Source organism: Arthrobacter sp. KNU-44 (assembly GCF_051843155.1).
Lineage (GTDB): Bacteria > Actinomycetota > Actinomycetes > Actinomycetales > Micrococcaceae > Arthrobacter.
On record NZ_JBPXNG010000002.1, the window covers coordinates 1,677,905 to 1,693,374 of the forward strand.

General features: G+C 65.1%; 13 protein-coding genes. 10 read left to right on the top strand and 3 right to left on the bottom strand.

What is annotated here, in order from left to right:
- The first annotated feature begins 7 nt into the window (after positions 1 to 7).
- Entirely contained in the window at positions 8 to 598 is a 591-nt protein-coding gene (locus tag ACSVHC_RS08575; RefSeq protein WP_437772283.1) for a dihydrofolate reductase family protein, read from the top strand.
- 61 nt (positions 599 to 659) lie between these two features.
- Here ACSVHC_RS08575 and ACSVHC_RS08580 read toward each other — a convergent pair whose 3' ends face one another.
- On the bottom strand, positions 660 to 2,144 hold the full coding sequence (locus tag ACSVHC_RS08580) for a helix-turn-helix domain-containing protein (protein ID WP_439180814.1): 1,485 nt from the start codon (positions 2,142 to 2,144) through the stop codon (positions 660 to 662).
- Positions 2,145 to 2,327: 183 nt separating this feature from the next.
- On the opposite strand from ACSVHC_RS08580, the gene aceA reads away from it, so the two are divergent.
- Positions 2,328 to 3,644, top strand: coding sequence for an isocitrate lyase (gene aceA / locus ACSVHC_RS08585; RefSeq protein ID WP_437772281.1), 1,317 nt, complete (start codon positions 2,328 to 2,330; stop codon positions 3,642 to 3,644).
- A gap of 148 nt (positions 3,645 to 3,792) precedes the next feature.
- On the top strand, positions 3,793 to 5,445 hold the full coding sequence (gene aceB, locus ACSVHC_RS08590; RefSeq protein WP_437772280.1) for a malate synthase A: 1,653 nt from the start codon (positions 3,793 to 3,795) through the stop codon (positions 5,443 to 5,445).
- A gap of 201 nt (positions 5,446 to 5,646) precedes the next feature.
- Here aceB and ACSVHC_RS08595 read toward each other — a convergent pair whose 3' ends face one another.
- On the bottom strand, positions 5,647 to 6,843 hold the full coding sequence (locus ACSVHC_RS08595) for an MFS transporter (protein WP_437772279.1): 1,197 nt from the start codon (positions 6,841 to 6,843) through the stop codon (positions 5,647 to 5,649).
- Positions 6,844 to 6,926: 83 nt separating this feature from the next.
- Positions 6,927 to 8,147, bottom strand: a complete 1,221-nt coding sequence (locus ACSVHC_RS08600; protein WP_437772278.1) for an ROK family transcriptional regulator — start codon at positions 8,145 to 8,147, stop codon at positions 6,927 to 6,929.
- A gap of 176 nt (positions 8,148 to 8,323) precedes the next feature.
- On the opposite strand from ACSVHC_RS08600, the gene ACSVHC_RS08605 reads away from it, so the two are divergent.
- The 7 genes from ACSVHC_RS08605 to ACSVHC_RS08635 all read left to right on the top strand — a co-directional run bounded on the left by ACSVHC_RS08605 (position 8,324) and on the right by ACSVHC_RS08635 (position 15,466).
- A complete protein-coding gene (locus ACSVHC_RS08605) occupies positions 8,324 to 9,421 on the top strand; it encodes a Gfo/Idh/MocA family protein (RefSeq protein WP_437772277.1) in 1,098 nt (365 codons plus the stop codon).
- Complete coding sequence (locus ACSVHC_RS08610) at positions 9,418 to 10,218, top strand: hypothetical protein (RefSeq protein ID WP_437772276.1); 801 nt, start codon at positions 9,418 to 9,420, stop codon at positions 10,216 to 10,218. The genes ACSVHC_RS08605 and ACSVHC_RS08610 overlap by 4 nt, the downstream gene beginning before the upstream one ends.
- A gap of 134 nt (positions 10,219 to 10,352) precedes the next feature.
- On the top strand, positions 10,353 to 11,669 hold the full coding sequence (locus tag ACSVHC_RS08615; RefSeq protein ID WP_437772275.1) for an ABC transporter substrate-binding protein: 1,317 nt from the start codon (positions 10,353 to 10,355) through the stop codon (positions 11,667 to 11,669).
- Between the two features lie 10 nt (positions 11,670 to 11,679).
- On the top strand, positions 11,680 to 12,642 hold the full coding sequence (locus ACSVHC_RS08620; protein ID WP_437772274.1) for a carbohydrate ABC transporter permease: 963 nt from the start codon (positions 11,680 to 11,682) through the stop codon (positions 12,640 to 12,642).
- The gene (locus ACSVHC_RS08625) at positions 12,642 to 13,535 is read left to right on the top strand and encodes a carbohydrate ABC transporter permease (RefSeq protein ID WP_345451599.1); all 894 of its coding nucleotides are present in this window, start codon (positions 12,642 to 12,644) and stop codon (positions 13,533 to 13,535) included. Before ACSVHC_RS08620 ends, ACSVHC_RS08625 begins: the two co-directional genes overlap by 1 nt.
- A 48-nt stretch (positions 13,536 to 13,583) precedes the next feature.
- On the top strand, positions 13,584 to 14,333 hold the full coding sequence (locus tag ACSVHC_RS08630; RefSeq protein WP_437772273.1) for a sugar phosphate isomerase/epimerase family protein: 750 nt from the start codon (positions 13,584 to 13,586) through the stop codon (positions 14,331 to 14,333).
- On the top strand, positions 14,330 to 15,466 hold the full coding sequence (locus tag ACSVHC_RS08635) for a Gfo/Idh/MocA family protein (protein WP_437772272.1): 1,137 nt from the start codon (positions 14,330 to 14,332) through the stop codon (positions 15,464 to 15,466). Before ACSVHC_RS08630 ends, ACSVHC_RS08635 begins: the two co-directional genes overlap by 4 nt.
- Positions 15,467 to 15,470: the final 4 nt, after the last annotated feature.

Here is a 15,470-nt window from a genome sequence, read left to right on the forward strand (position 1 = left end):
CAAGGTAATGACCAAGGTAGTGGCGTTCATGTCGATGTCCCTCGACGGCTATGTGGCGGATCTCGAGGACGGCGTCGACGAGGTCTTCGACTGGTACTTCGCAGGCGACGTCGACGTCCCTACCTTCAACCCGGGTTTCACATTCCATGTTTCTGAAGCGAGTGCCCAATACCTGCGTGCCCTAATAGGCGATGTGGGCGCGATGCTCACCGGGCGACGCACCTCAGACCGGGCCGACGCTTGGGGCGGCCAGCACCCGTTCGGCGTGCCCGCGTACGTCGTGACTCATCGGATGCCCGAGGGGTGGCCCCGTTCCGACTCCACCGTCCATTTCGTCACCGACGGTCTGGAAAGCGCTGTCGCGCAGGCAAAGGCCGCGGCCGGCGACAAAATCGTCGTCATGCACGGGCCGGACACCATTCGGCAGTGCCTCGACGCCGGCCTGCTCGACGAGATCCGCATCGACCTGGTTCCACTGCTGCTTGGATCCGGCATCCGGTTGTTCGATCGGGTTGAGAACGCGCCGGTCACTTTGGGCGACCCGACCGTCGTCGAGGGTGTTGGCGCCACGCACTTGAGCTACCCGGTCCTCAAGTAGCGGGGCTGTCCAAGCTGCCGGAATCCAAAAAGTTGCGTAGCGTGACGCGCCTCGCACGAAACTACCCCGAGTGCGCCTCCAGAAACGCGTACACCTCGGTCTCGTCGACGCCGGGGAACGCGCCCGGCGGCATGGCGGCCAGGAGATGCGAGTGGGCCCGGGCGGACGGCCAGGCGTTGCCTGCCCAGGATGAAGCCAACGACGCCGGCGGGCGCTTGCAGCAGTTCGGGTCCGGGCACGTCGAAGTAGCCCGCGCCGTCGTCTCCCTCCCGCGGAACCACTTCACGTGCTGGTACGGCACGCCGATGCTGAGCGAAAACTCCCCCGCCGCCGAGCGCTCGGTTCGGGCCGTGCACCAATACGTGCCGGAGACGGTGTCGGTGTATTGGCTGTAGGCGCTGAACTTGTCCGGAACGTCGAATACGGCACGCGAAGTCCACGCCTTGCACGCCGGTTGGCCCTCGATGGCGCCGGTATGGTCCTGGGGGAAGGCCACGCCGTCGTTCTCGTAGGCCTTGTAGATGATGCCGCTCTGGTGGGTCTTCTGGAAGTGCGTCGTGATGCCCAGGTGTTTCGTGGCGAGGTTGGTGAAGCGGTGCGCCGCGGTTTCGTAGGAGACGGCAAAGGCGTCGCGGATGTCCTCGACCGCGATCTCCTTGGCGGCTTTCGCCTTTTGGAGGAACTCCAGGGTGGCGTGTTCGGGCAGGAGGAGCGCCGCGGCGAAGTAGTTGGTCGCGACGCGCTGCGCAAGGAAGTCGCCGTAGTTCTTGGGCGTTTCGTGGCCGAGCACGTAGTGGCCCAGGGCCTGCAGGAGGACCGAACGGGGATCGTGGTCCTGCCGCTGGCTCTGCGTGAGATAAATTCGGTGATTCTTAAGATCGGTCACCGAACGGGTGGAATGGGGCAGGTCGCCCACGTGGTGCAGGGTGAATCCGAGGTGGTCCGCGATGTCTGCAATGACGTGCTGGCTCAAGGGACCGGTCGTGTACCCAACCCCTTTGAGGACCTTCTGCGCTTCGGCCTCGTACTCCGGAAAATAGTTGCCGCGCTCACGCATCATGGCACGCAATTCACCGTTCGCGCGCCGGGCCTCTTCCGGCGTCGCGACCTGCTCGTTGAGCCTGCGCTCAAGCTCCTGCAGAAGGCCCACTTGCGACTCCAGTACATCGAGCGGGAGCCGCGAGCTGACGCGGATTTTCGGCAGGTTCAGCGACTCATACAACGGCCCGCGCTGGTACCGTTCCAGCTCGATTTCCAGGGCCGCGCGGCGGCTGGGCGGTTCCGCTCCGAGCAACTGTTCGATGCCGACATTCAAAGCCGCGGCAAGCTGCTTCAACAAGCCCAGTTTGGGTTCCCGCTTACCGTTCTCGATGAGGCTCAGCTGGCTGGGGGCGGTCCCGACGGCGGCGCTCACGTCGTCGAGGGTCAGCCCGGCCTGCTTGCGCAGATACCGCACGCGGCGGCCGAGGCTGATGACGTCCAGTTCGGCGTCGGAGGCGGACGACGACGGCGGCGGTACTTCGCGGTTCCAGCTCACAGGTGACATTTCTTGAGGATACGCGAAGAAGTGCGTTTCTTTCCATGCTTTTTATCTAGCAAGCCCCTTGGAAGTACTGAAAAGTAAGAACTACGGAAACCCCGGCCGGCCTGAACTGCAAAGGCGCAGCGAAGACCGGCCGGGGCTACATACACCGCAACACGCCAAAGTAGCGTCAAAGGAGACAGAACAATGACCGCAGCATTTGAACCAGAGCAGCCCACCTCCGCTCAGCAGGCCGCCGCACTGGAGCTCGAATGGGCTGCCAACCCGCGATGGGAAGGCGTCACCCGCGATTACTCGGCCACCGACGTCGTCCGCCTCCGCGGCCGCGTCTCCGAAGAACACACCCTGGCCAGGCGTGGCTCCGAGAAGCTGTGGAAGCAGCTCAGCGAGGAGGCTGCCACTGGCGGTTACACCAACGCCCTCGGTGCGCTGACCGGTAACCAGGCCGTGCAGCAGGTCAAGGCCGGGCTGCGGGCCATCTACCTTTCCGGTTGGCAGGTAGCCGCGGACGCCAACAACTCCGGCCACACTTACCCGGACCAGTCGCTGTACCCGGCGAACTCGGTCCCCACCGTTGTCCGCCGCATCAACAACGCCCTGCTCCGCGCCGACCAGATCGAATTCTCCGAGGGCATCCAGACCGTCGAGGACTGGCTGGTCCCGATCGTCGCCGACGCCGAAGCCGGTTTCGGCGGCCCGCTGAACGCCTACGAACTCATGAAATCCATGATCCAGGCCGGCGCCGCGGGCGTGCACTGGGAAGACCAGCTCGCGTCCGAAAAGAAGTGCGGCCACCTCGGCGGCAAGGTGCTCATCCCCACCCAGCAGCACGTCCGCACCCTGAACGCCGCCCGCCTCGCGGCCGACGTCGCGGGCACGCCCTCGGTGATCATCGCCCGCACCGACGCCGAGGCAGCAACGCTGATCACCTCCGACGTCGACGAGCGCGACCAGGAATTCATCACCGGCGAACGTACCGCGGAGGGCTTCTACAAGGTCCGCAACGGCATCGAACCCTGCATCGCCCGAGCCAAGGCCTACGCCCCGTACTCCGACCTCATCTGGATGGAAACGGGCACCCCGGACCTTGAGCTGGCCCGCAAGTTCGCCGAGTCCGTCAAGGCCGACTTCCCGGACCAGATGCTCTCCTACAACTGCTCGCCGTCGTTCAACTGGCGCAAGCACCTGGACGACGCCACCATCGCGAAGTTCCAGCGCGAACTCGGCGCCATGGGCTTCACGTTCCAGTTCATCACCCTGGCCGGCTTCCACGCCCTGAACTACTCGATGTTCGACCTCGCCCACGGCTACGCCCGCGAAGGCATGAGCGCCTACGTCGAACTCCAGGAAAAGGAATTCGCCTCCGAGTCCCGCGGCTACACCGCAACCAAGCACCAGCGCGAAGTCGGCACCGGCTACTTCGACGACATCGCAACTGCGCTCAACCCGAACGCATCAACCCTGGCCTTGGTGGGATCCACCGAAGAAGGCCAGTTCCACTAATCCCCAGCCGCCCCCTCCACTCGCAAGCTCGCGAGGGAACCCGGCGGCCGTGGGCCCACTCCCCAACTAGGTAGCAGTAGGTGTCGTTTTGAGCCCCCAAAACGACACCTACTGCGAGTCAGTTGGGACCCTCAAGAGGAGAACTCCCATGAACAGCTTCACCGACAATTACACGATCAACGGCATCACGCTGACCGCCCAGCCCATTCACCGGCAGAACGAGGTCCTTACTCCCGATGCCCTCGAGTTCGTGGCAACCCTGCACCGCGCGACGGCGGAGCGCCGCCAGGAGCTGATGCAGGCGCGGCACGCCCGCCGCGGCCAGATCGCGAGCGGACAGGATCCGCGGTTCCTCCCGGAGACGGCGGACATCCGCAACGATCCGAACTGGCGCGTCGCTCCCCCGGCCCCGGGCCTGGAAGACCGCCGAGTGGAAATCACCGGACCGGTTGACCGGAAGATGACCATCAACGCGCTGAACTCGGGCGCCAAGGTGTGGCTGGCCGACATGGAAGACTCCTCCACCCCCACCTGGCGCAACGTCATCCAGGGCCAGCTGAACCTCACCGATGCGCTGGAACGCCGGATCGACTTCACGTCACCGGAAGGCAAGGAATACAAGCTCCGTGCCGCCGAGGAGCTGCCCACCATCGTGGTGCGGCCCCGCGGCTGGCACCTGCCGGAGAAGCACATGCTCATCGACGGGAAGCCCGTTGCCGGTGGCGTGGTCGACTTCGGCCTGTTCTTCTTCCACAACGCCCGCCGCCTGCTCGCACAGGGCAAGGGCCCGTACTTCTACCTGCCCAAGATCGAGAACCGCCTCGAGGCCCGCCTCTGGAACGACATCTTCATCCAGGCCCAGGACCTCCTCGGCATCCCGCAGGGCACCATCCGCGCCACGGTGCTGATCGAGACCATCACCGCGGCCTTCGAAATGGAAGAGATCCTCTACGAGCTGCGCGATCACGCTTCGGGACTGAACGCCGGCCGCTGGGACTACATCTTCTCCGTCATCAAGAACTTCCGCACCCGCGGCCCCCGCTTCGTGTTGCCGGACCGCGCCCAGGTCTCCATGACCCAGCCGTTCATGCGCTCCTACACCGAGCAACTCGTCCGGGCGTGCCACCGCCGCGGCGCCATGGCGATCGGCGGCATGGCCGCTGCCGTCCCGAACCGCAAGGACGAGGCTGCCAACACGGCAGCGTTCGAGAAGGTCCGCGCTGACAAGACCCGCGAAGCCGGCGACGGTTTCGACGGTTCCTGGGTCGCGCACCCGGATCTGGTTCCGGTGTGCCGCGAAGTGTTCGACGGCGTACTCGGCGAGCGTCCGAACCAACTGGACCGCTGGCGCGAGGACGTCACGCCAGACGACCGCGCGCTGATCGACGTCGCCTCCACCGAGGGAACCATCACCGAGACGGGCATCCGGAACAACATCGAAGTGGGCATCCGCTACATCGAGTCCTGGCTGCGCGGCAACGGTGCCGTGGCCATCCACAACCTCATGGAAGACGCAGCCACGGCGGAGATCTCCCGCTCGCAGCTCTGGCAGTGGATCTACTCCCACGCCATCACCGACACCGGTGAAGTCATCACCCGCGAGTGGATCAACGATCTCCTGGACGAAGAGTTCGCACGCCTGGAACGCTTCGACGACGACCGCTTCAACGACGCCCGCAGCATCTTCGAAGAAGTCACCCTCGCCGAGGAGTTCCCCACCTTCCTGACCATCCCGGCCTACGCCCGCTACCTCACCGAAGCCCGCGAGGAAGCGACCAAGGAAGAACTCGTCGCCGCCTAGAACAGCAGACAAAAGCCCCCGCCGCTGGGCTGCCTGCACTCTTCGCAACAAGTGACCCCGATGGTCGGGGAGGCAGCCCAGCGACGGAACCCCGCACCAAGCAACTGGCTCGCAGTTGTTGTCGTTTTGAAGCCTCATAACGACAACAACTGCGAGTTAGTTGGGTACGACGGCGAGACTCGCCTACCGTCGTGAGCGGACCTAGCGTTGACGGGCCACCCAGCGCACCGAGAGGGTGGTGCAGACGCAGAACGCGGCGACCGAGCCAAGGATCACCAGGAGCGGCACGGTCCAGCTGCCGGAGATGCCGTGCACGTAGCCGATGATGGTTGGCGCCAGGGCCGCGAAGCAGTAACCCACCCCTTGCACGACGGCGGACATCTTGCCTGCCGAGGCTTGGTCGCGGGCGAACTTGATGATGGCGATGAAGATGACCGTGATGCCGCCACCCTGCGCTACTCCACCGAGGGACGACCATAGCCACCACCAGCCCGGGGCCAACAACAAACCCAGGGGAACCGTGAGCCACAAGGCACCCAAGGTGGCCGCCACCGCCGTCGTACTGGCGAAACGGGCGAGCAGCGGCACGCCGAGCCCGCCCACAATCGCGAAAATCTGGAACAGCGACGATCCCGCGCCGGCTTGCGCTGTGCCCATGCCAAGCTCATCGGCCAGGAAGCTTGGGAGCCACGCCGTCACGCCGTAGTACGAAAACGCCTGGCCGGCGAAGCCGAGCGTCAGGCCAACGGTCAGCCAGCCAACACCGGAAGCCTTGCCGCCCCGCGAGCCCGAGGCGGCCGGCACCGCAGCGGGAACGAAAGCTTGCCGGGCACCGACAGTGGGGATCCAGAACAGGATGGCCGCCAAGGCCAGGAGGGCACTCGCCGCGAGGGCAAGCCGCCAGCCTACGAGTTCGGCGAGCGGGGCAGTGGCCACCGAAGTCAGGAAGGACCCGATGTTCAGCGCAGCCGTGTACACACCCATCGCGGTTGCCTGGCGTCGCGGCGCGAAGTCCCGGCGGATGATGAGCGGCACTGCGATGTTGCCGATAGTGATGGCAAGGCCGATGAGGACGGTGCCCACCATGACCGGAACACCTCCGCCGCTGGAGCGGATCACGACGCCGGCCAGGACACCCACCAGCGTGAGCATCACCGCGAATTCGGCTCCGAGCCTGCGTCCGGCCATTGAGGCCAACGGCGCGGCGAGCGAGAAGCAGAGCACGGGAATGCCCGTCAGCAGCCCGAGTTCCACGGGCGAGAATCCAAGATCCCGTTTCAGGGAATCCACCACCGGCGCCACCGCGACGAACGGTCCCCGCATGTTGAGGGCGATGAGGCCTATGCACGCGAGGATCAGCCAGCCTCGCGGGACCTTGGCGAGGAATTGGCCGGTCATGGGGCGCAGTGAAGGGCAGGGAAAGTAGGCATCACCTTCATTGCTATCACGGCATGCCGCGGCCGAACGCCATAAGACGCCCGTCAGCCCGTTGCTTGGAGCGTGGCTTCAATCACGGCCGGGGACAAAACGTGTTGGGTGACCATCTGGCTCGCACCGAGGATCGCGGCCTGGTCGCCCGCCATCGAGATGCCGATGCGCAGATGCGAGGTGGCCAAGGGGAGGGAGCGCCGGTAGACAACTTCGCGGATGCCGGCCACGAGGTGCTCGCCAGCCTCCCCCACGCTGCCGCCGATGACGATCATGGAGGGGTTGAGCAGGTTGACCACGGTTGCCAGGACATCGCCGACGTCGCGTCCCGCCTGCCGGAGTGCCTGGATGGCCTGGAGGTTCCCCTCGGCTACGAGCCGCAGCACGTCGCCGCCGTTGGTAGCCGCCAGGCCCTGGGCTTGCAGCTGGCGCGCGACGGCGGGTCCGGAGGCGAGTGCTTCAAGGCAGCCATAGTTCCCACAACGGCACAGGACGTCGTCGCCGCGGGGAACCCGGACGTGGCCTAGGTCCCCGGCCGTTCCGTTGGCGCCGCGCTGCAGTTCACCGCTGCTGATGATGCCCGCGCCGATGCCCGTCGCGATTTTGATGAAGAGCAAATTGTCGTGGTCCGGCCAATACGCCGTGCGTTCGCCCAGGGCCATGATGTTGACGTCGTTGTCCACCAGGACGGGAACGGGCAGTGAGCGCTGCATGTAACGGACTACATCGAATCCGTCCCAGCCGGGCATGATCGGCGGTTTGATCGGCCTGCCGGTGTCGTGTTCCACGGGGCCGGGCAGTCCGATGCCGATCCCGGCAAGGTCTTCAAGGTTGCGGTCGGCTTCGGTGAGAAGCTCCCGCCCTGCCGCCACCACCCTGCCGAGCACCACGTCGGGACCGTCTGCGACTTCCTGCGCGAGGCGCCGCTCGGCCAGGACTGTTCCGCCGAGATCGGTGACCGCGACGATCACGTGCGTCGCTCCGACGTCGACCGCCAAGACAACCCGGGCCGCAGGGTTGAAGGCAAAGCGCGACGGCGGCCTGCCGCCACTGGAACTCGCCTCACCGGCAGGGCCCACCAGTCCCGAATTCATGAGGGCGTCGATGCGCGAGGCGACCGTGGAACGGGCCAGTCCGGTAGTGAGGGCGAGTTCGGCGCGGGTTCGTGCCTGGCCGTCGCGAAGAAGCTGAAACAGGTCTCCTGCACGCGAAAGGCTCCCGGCGTCCTGTACGGCGCCGTCCTTGCCGGGGTCTTTTCCGGGTGCTGAGGTCATGCATCAGTGATAGCACGATTGCTTATGGGTGTCACGCAGCAAAAGATTGTCGACTGATTTTCAACTTTTGCTTGCTCATCGTCAAAAGTAGTCGTAGGTTGTTTGTGAGAAGGGTCACGTAGCCCACAAAGCCACGCTGACACTCAGAGACTCCGTTTACGAAGAGGTAACTGATCTTGTCCAGCCAGTCACAGGCAGCACCTTTAGGATCACCACAGCCCCTCGGTGTCGGCATCCTTGGCGCCGGCCCGGTCACCCAAGCAATCCATCTTCCTTCCCTGGCCCGGCTCCGGAACATCCTGGAAGTCCGCCACATCATGGACGTCGACGCCGCGGTTGCCGAATCGGTCGCAGCACGCGTCGGCGCCAACCACAGCACCAGCATGGACGCGCTCCTGGGCGATCCCGACGTCGACATCGTCGCCATCTGCAGCCCCCACCAGTTCCACGCGGACCAAGTGATCGCTGCGTGCCGCGCGGGAAAGAAGGCCGTCCTCTGCGAAAAGCCCTTCGCCATGAGCGGTGAGGAAGCGGCCCGGATTTCGGCGGTCAGCGAGGAGACCGGCGTGCCGATCATCGTGGGCGCCATGCACACTTTCGATCCAGGCTGGCTCGCAGCCGAAGCCAGATGGGGCGATCTCCCCGAGAACGTCCACACCATCCGTTCCTCCATCGTCCTTCCGCCCAACGCCCGCTTCGAAGACTTCGCCACCGAAATCATCACGCGTCCTGCAGGGGGCACCCCTGACTACAGCGACGTCGAGGTCATCAAGAACGCCCTCCGCGGCGGCATCATGGGACTCGCCATCCACGACCTTCCCCTCATCCGCCGCTTCACCCCGGATTTCGAAGACCTGGAGGTCTTGCAGGCACGCCACGTACGCCCCTTCGGGTATGTGATCTCCCTGCGAGCCGGTGACCGGATTATCGAGCTCAGGGCAGCGATGAACAAGACGTGGAAGCCGGAATGGGCCTTCGAGGCGATCTCGGACGAGGCAGCCCTTCGCGTGGACTTCACCCCTTCCTACGTGCAGGCGGGTTCCGCCGTCGCAACCATCACCCGCGGCACCACAAGCACAACGTACGGGCCGTTCGAGCACAACGGCTATGAGGGCGAATGGCGCGAACTCGCCCAACTGGCCCTCGGAACCAAGCAACCGCCGTCCGCCGAAAGCCTCATCAATGACCTCACCTTCGCGATAGCGATCGCCGACGCCACAGTGGACATCGCCGCGGCCGAGCACGCGAACAGCCATGCAGGAGCCCGCTCATGAGCCCCCATTACACCGTCACTGCCACTCCGCAGGCGGAAGAGAGCGGCGCCGTGGCACTCGCGGTCGCTTCGCTTCCGGCGAGCTTCGGCCCGGTGGCAATCGGGGAGGCCGCACGGGTATCCGCGATCGACGGCGCTCCTGGCTGGACTACTGAGGCAGTCAAGGCGATCGACGGCGGCGCGTCGGGCATCGTCGTCGTCAACCCGGTTCCGGAAAACACCGCCGCTCTGCTCAACGCCGCTGGGGCAGCCGGCGTCGCGGTTGTCCTGGACCAGCGCTGGGCATCCAACCCCGGTCTGGCCGGTGCCGAAGACGCCGTCCGCTCGGTAGCTGGTCGTGCCGCCATGCTGGACACGGTCGCGACGGCCGCGGCAGGCACGGATCCGGAACGGCTGCTGACCGAGCATCTCGCCGCCGTCGTACGCGTCACCGGTCAGCTGGACGCGCTTCGCGTCCTCCGCCGCGGCACGCACGGCTACACAGTTTCCGGGCGCCTCGCCAACGGCGCTCCGGTTTCGATCCAGGGCGTACTGAGCAACTCCCGGCCCGCCGGCGTCGACTTCCGCCTCTACACCGACGACGGCGGTGTCAGCATCGCGGTCCCGGAACCGCTTGCTGCCTGGCCGGCGGAAGTCCGGGCCACCGGGCCCCAAGGAGAAATCCTCCTGCCCACGCTTTACGAATCCGCCCACCGCACCACCTGGCGCCGCCTCAAGGAACACCTCGACGCCGGTACTCTCACCTCCGATCTGGCTGGCTTCGGGCGGCTGACGGAATCCATAGCGCACCTGACCTGAACCCGCACTTCTCCTCAACTACGCAACCAGCACCATCGAGCAAAACAGCACCAAAAGCAATCATCAGCCTTCTCGACGACGAGCCGGACCGCACCGAACGCGAAGACCACGCAGCGGTCCCGAAAGGAATAATCATGAATGTTCAGTCCGAAGCCAGCCGCAATTTCTCCCGCAGGGGTTTCCTCGGCCTCACGGCGGCGGCAGCGGCTGTCCCCCTGCTCGCAGCCTGCGGAGGCGGTTCCAGCTCGAGCTCCGCCGGCGGCGCCATCAAGTTCTGGGACATGCCGTGGGCCACCCCGGCCTATAACGATGCCGCGAAGAAGATCGCAGAGAGCTACGTACCCACAGGCAGCAACGGCAAGGCCAGCTACCAGATCATCCAGTGGAACAACTTCTACCAGACCTTCTCCTCGGCCATCGCGTCCAAGACCGGGCCTGCGGTGTCCACCGGTGGCGGTTTCCAGGCCTTCCAGTTCGACCAGCAGGGTCAGATCGCGTACGCGGACAAGGTCATCGACGCGCTCAAGAAGAACGGCCAGTTCGACGACTTCCTGCCCGGCGTGCTGGACCCGTTCAAGTCCGACAAGGGCTACGTCGCCGTTCCGTGGCAGCTGGACATGCGCGTCTTCTGGTACCGCAAGTCCCTCTTCGACCAGGCCGGCGTCGCGCTGCCCACCGACTGGGCCTCGCTGCTTGACGCAGGCAAGGCACTGAAGAAGATCGGCGCCTTCGGCTTCGCCACCGGATCCGGCGCCGGGAACAACATCGGCAACCACTCGATGATCATGATGATGGTCAACAACGGCGGTGGCGTCTTCACCAAGGACGGCCAGCTGGACGTCATGAACGACCGTAATGTGGAAGCCACGGAGTACCTTCTGGAGCTGGTCTCCAACGGCATCATCGACCCTGCTGCAGTCAGTTACACGACGGACAACCTCAACGCGCAGTGGAAGGACAAGAAAGCCGCCTTCGGCCCGTATGTCCTGGGCGTGCCGGCTCGCGTCGGCGACACCTCCGGCGACATCATGGTTGCCAGCCCGATTGCGGGCCCGCACGGCGACAAGCACGGACTCGTTTTCCCGAACAACATCATGATGTACAAGAACACCCCGTCCCAGGAATCCTCCGAGGCCTTCCTGACCTACTACATGGGACAGCTCAAGGAGCTGTGGCGCCAGAAGCTCATGAACGCCCTGCCGGTATTCAAATCCATCACGGAGATGCCCGAATTCACAAGCGACGCCAACAACGTCAAGATCGTCAAGGAATGGCAGCCCATCGCCAAGACCTTCGCGGCGCAGGGAACCTCGCTCAATGCCAACCTCGCTGTCCTCGACGGCGGCCAGGCACTCAACCAGTTCACCCAGACCATCCTGACCGGCAAGACCGACGCCAAGACGGCGCTCACGGCCTTCAAGACCGGCCTCGAGTCCGTCATGAAGAAGTAAAGCCGTCGCCATGTCAACCACCACAACACAGTCCGGCCTCGCCCGGGCCCGTCGTGGGCTCGCTCCCGGCGGGTCCGGCGGCGGGTCCCTGAACCGCAAGAGCAAACTTTCGGGGCAGACCAAGCGGACGTTCTTCTGGCTCTTGCTGCCCTCGGTCATCCTGCTCGTCCTGATTCACGGCTACCCGCTGGTCTATGCCGGCGTCCAGGCCACCCACGACGGCTCCCTGATCGACACCGGCAACTTCGTCGGAGCCGACAACTTCGGCCATGTCCTGACCTCCCCGGCTTTCTGGAAGGCCGCCCAGTTCACCCTGTGGTTCACGATCGTCGGCGTCTTCGGCTCGTGGCTGGTTGGCCTTGGCCTGGCCCTGCTGCTGCGCACCAAAATCCCGGCGGGCGGGACCTTCAAGGTCCTGCTCCTGCTGCCCTGGGTGGTTCCGATCGTGGTCTCCTCCACCGCCTGGAACTGGCTCGTCGCTACCCCGGACAGCCTGATCCCCTCCATCTTCCGCAACCTTGGATTGGGCACGCCCCTGTTCCTGGCGGACCCCCACTTGGCCGCGGTCATGGTCATGGTGTTCAAGGTCTGGGTCAGCTTCCCTTTCATGATGATGATGATTTCGGCAGCACTGGCCTCGGTAGACACCACCGTGTATGAAGCCGCCAGCATGGACGGTGCCAGCAAATGGCAGCAGTTCACCCAGATCACCCTGCCGCTGATCGCCCGCTCCACCTACATCAGCTGGATCCTGATGACGATCTTCTGCGTCAACGACTTCCCCACGATCTACCTCCTCACCGGCGGCGGACCCGTGGACGCCACTACCTCCCTCGTGGTCCTGGCGTACCGCACGGTCTTCCAGGACTTCCAGACCGGTCCCGGCGTTGCCATCGCCTTCCTCATGACCCTCACCCTCGTCGTCGTGTCGGTCTTCCTGTACCGCCAGATCCGAAAGTCGAGCGTCGAATAATGAGCGCAGTACTCCACGCCCACCCCGAATCCGGACCCGCGCTCGGTGTCGCAGGACCCGAGAAATCCCGCCGCGTCCTCTCCGAAGCAGGCATGCGCGGACGCTGGTGGCGGTTCGTCCTGATCCTGGCCATCACTGCCATCGTCCTGGTCCCCATCATGGTCACCGTGGTCCTGGCCCTGACCCCGGGCCCCAACAGCACCGCCACCGGCCTCACTTTTGAGAACCTCAGCAACGTCTTCTCCGAGACCCTGGCGGCCACCTGGCTCAAGAACAGCCTCATCACCACCGTCAGCACCGTGATCGTCGCCGTCGCCGTAGCCGCACCTGCCGGCTATGTCCTCTCCCGCGGCCGGTCCAGGGCCGTTTCCGGCTACTCCCTGCTGCTGTTCGTCATGCAGTCCCTGCCGATCATCACGTCCGTGGTGCCGCTGTTCATCCTGTTCGCAAACCTGGGACTCGTGGACAACCTCATGGGACTGATCATCATCTACGTCGGCTCGACAATGACAGTCGCCACCTGGATGATGGCGGCCTACTTCGACTCCATCCCGGTCAGCCTCGAGGAAGCATCCTGGATCGACGGCTGCTCGGTCTTCGGATCGTTCACGAAGGTGGTGCTGCGCAACTCCCTGCCGGGCATCCTGTCCACGGCCATCTTCGCCTTCCTGTTGGCCTGGAACGACTACCTCGTAGCGATCGTGTTCCTGCGCTCCAACGAAATCTTCACCCTCCCCATGGGCGTCCAGTCGTTCTTCCAGCAAAACCAGACCGACTGGTCCGGCGTCATGGCCCTCGCGGTCATCATGATGCTCCCGCCGATCATCGTCTTCGCCACCCTGAACAAGTACTTCAGCGTCGGCGGCATCGGCGGATCCCTCGCCGGCCGCTAACAGCCGGTACCCGAACTTTTCACGCAACTGACAACGCAAAGGAAAACCATGTCTTACTCCATCCAGCTGTACACCCTGCGCAATGCCATGCAGGAAGACCTGCCGGGCACCATCAAAAAGGTTGCCGAGATCGGTTACACGCAGGTTGAACCCTACAATTTCGTGGCCACGGCGAAGGAGCTCGGCGCTGCGCTGAAGGAGAACGGGCTGAGCGCCCCGTCCGGTCACGCGCCGTTGCTGAGCCAGGACCAGGACGAGATCTTCGCAGCCGCCAAGGAACTCGGCATCAGCACGGTCATCGACCCCTACCTGCCTGCCGAGCACTGGCAGAAGGCCGAGGACATCCAGGCCACCGCGGCCAAGCTCAACGCCGCCGCCAAGAAGGGCGCCGAATACGGCATCCGCGTCGGCTACCACAACCACGCCTGGGAACTTGAGTCCACCATCGAGGGCCAGACCGCCCTGGAGTACTTCGAAGGCCTCCTTGACCCGGAACTGGTCCTGGAAGTGGATACCTACTGGGTATCCGTCGGCGGCCAGAACCCCGTGGAACTGCTCGCCCGCCTCGGTGACCGCGTGAAGTTCATCCACATCAAGGACGGCCCCGGCACCACGGACACCAAGGCCCAGCTGCCGGCAGGCCAGGGCACCATCCCGGTGCTCGACGTCGTTGCTGCCGCCAAGTCCCTGGAAGTCGGCGTCGTGGAGTTCGACGACTACGCCGGAGACATCTTTGAAGGCATCGCCGAAAGCCTCGCCTTCCTTCAGGACAACGCAGCACAGGAAGTGAACGCATGAGCGCCGCAACGCACCAGTCCACACCGTCCACCCGGCGGGGGCCCGTGGGCGTCGCCGTGATCGGCGCGGGCAACATCAGCAAGGCTTACCTGGACAACCTGACAGTCTTCCCTGACCTGAAAGTCCACGTCATCGCGGACTTGTTCGAGGAAGCCGCGGAAGCGCGGGCCAAGGAATACGGCATCCCCGAGTGGGGCGGCGTGGACGCGGCCCTGAACCATCCCGACGTCGAGATCATCGTGAACCTGACCATCCCGGCCGCGCACGTCGAGGTGGCCACGGCCGCCGTGAACGCCGGCAAGCACGTCTGGACCGAGAAGCCGTTCTCCCTGGACCGCGAATCCGGGCTGGCGCTGCTGAAGACCGCCGACGCCGCGGGCATCCGCCTGGGCTGCGCACCGGACACCTTCCTGGGCGCAGGACTGCAGACCGCCCGGCGGATCATCGAACGCGGCGACATCGGCACCCCGCTGACCGCGCTGACCATGTTCCAGACCCCCGGCCCGGAATCCTGGCACCCGAACCCGTCGTTCCTCTTCGCCCACGGCGCAGGCCCGCTCTTCGACATGGGCCCCTACTATGTCACCGCGCTGGTCCAGACCTTCGGTTCGGTCCGCAAGGTCGCCGCCGTCGGGTCGAAGGCCAAAGACGTCCGCGTGGTCGGTTCCGGGCCCAAGGCAGGGGAGGAATTCCCCGTCGAGGTCCCCACCCATGTCTCCGCGATGCTCCAGTTCGAGGGCGGCGCCTCCTCGCACAGCGTCTTCAGCTTCGAATCCCCCCGCCTGCGGATGGGCTTCGTGGAGATCACCGGCACCGAGGGCACCCTCGAGCTGCCCGATCCGAACTACTTCGACGGCGACCTCAAGCTCTGGCGCGCCGGAGCCGAGGAAGCGGAAATCATTCCCGCCACGGGACCGGCCAACGGCCGCGGTATGGGCGTGCTGGACATGGCCCGGTCCCTGCGCGCCGGTGTTCCGCACCGCGCCCAGGGAGCCCTCGCCTATCATGTGGTCGATACCCTGGTTTCCATTTCCGAGTCCGCCGAAACCGGCACGTTTGTAGGCGTCGACAGCTCCGCCGTGACCTCCCAAGCCCTCCCCGAGGACTGGGACCCGATGGCCGCCACCCTCTAGGAAT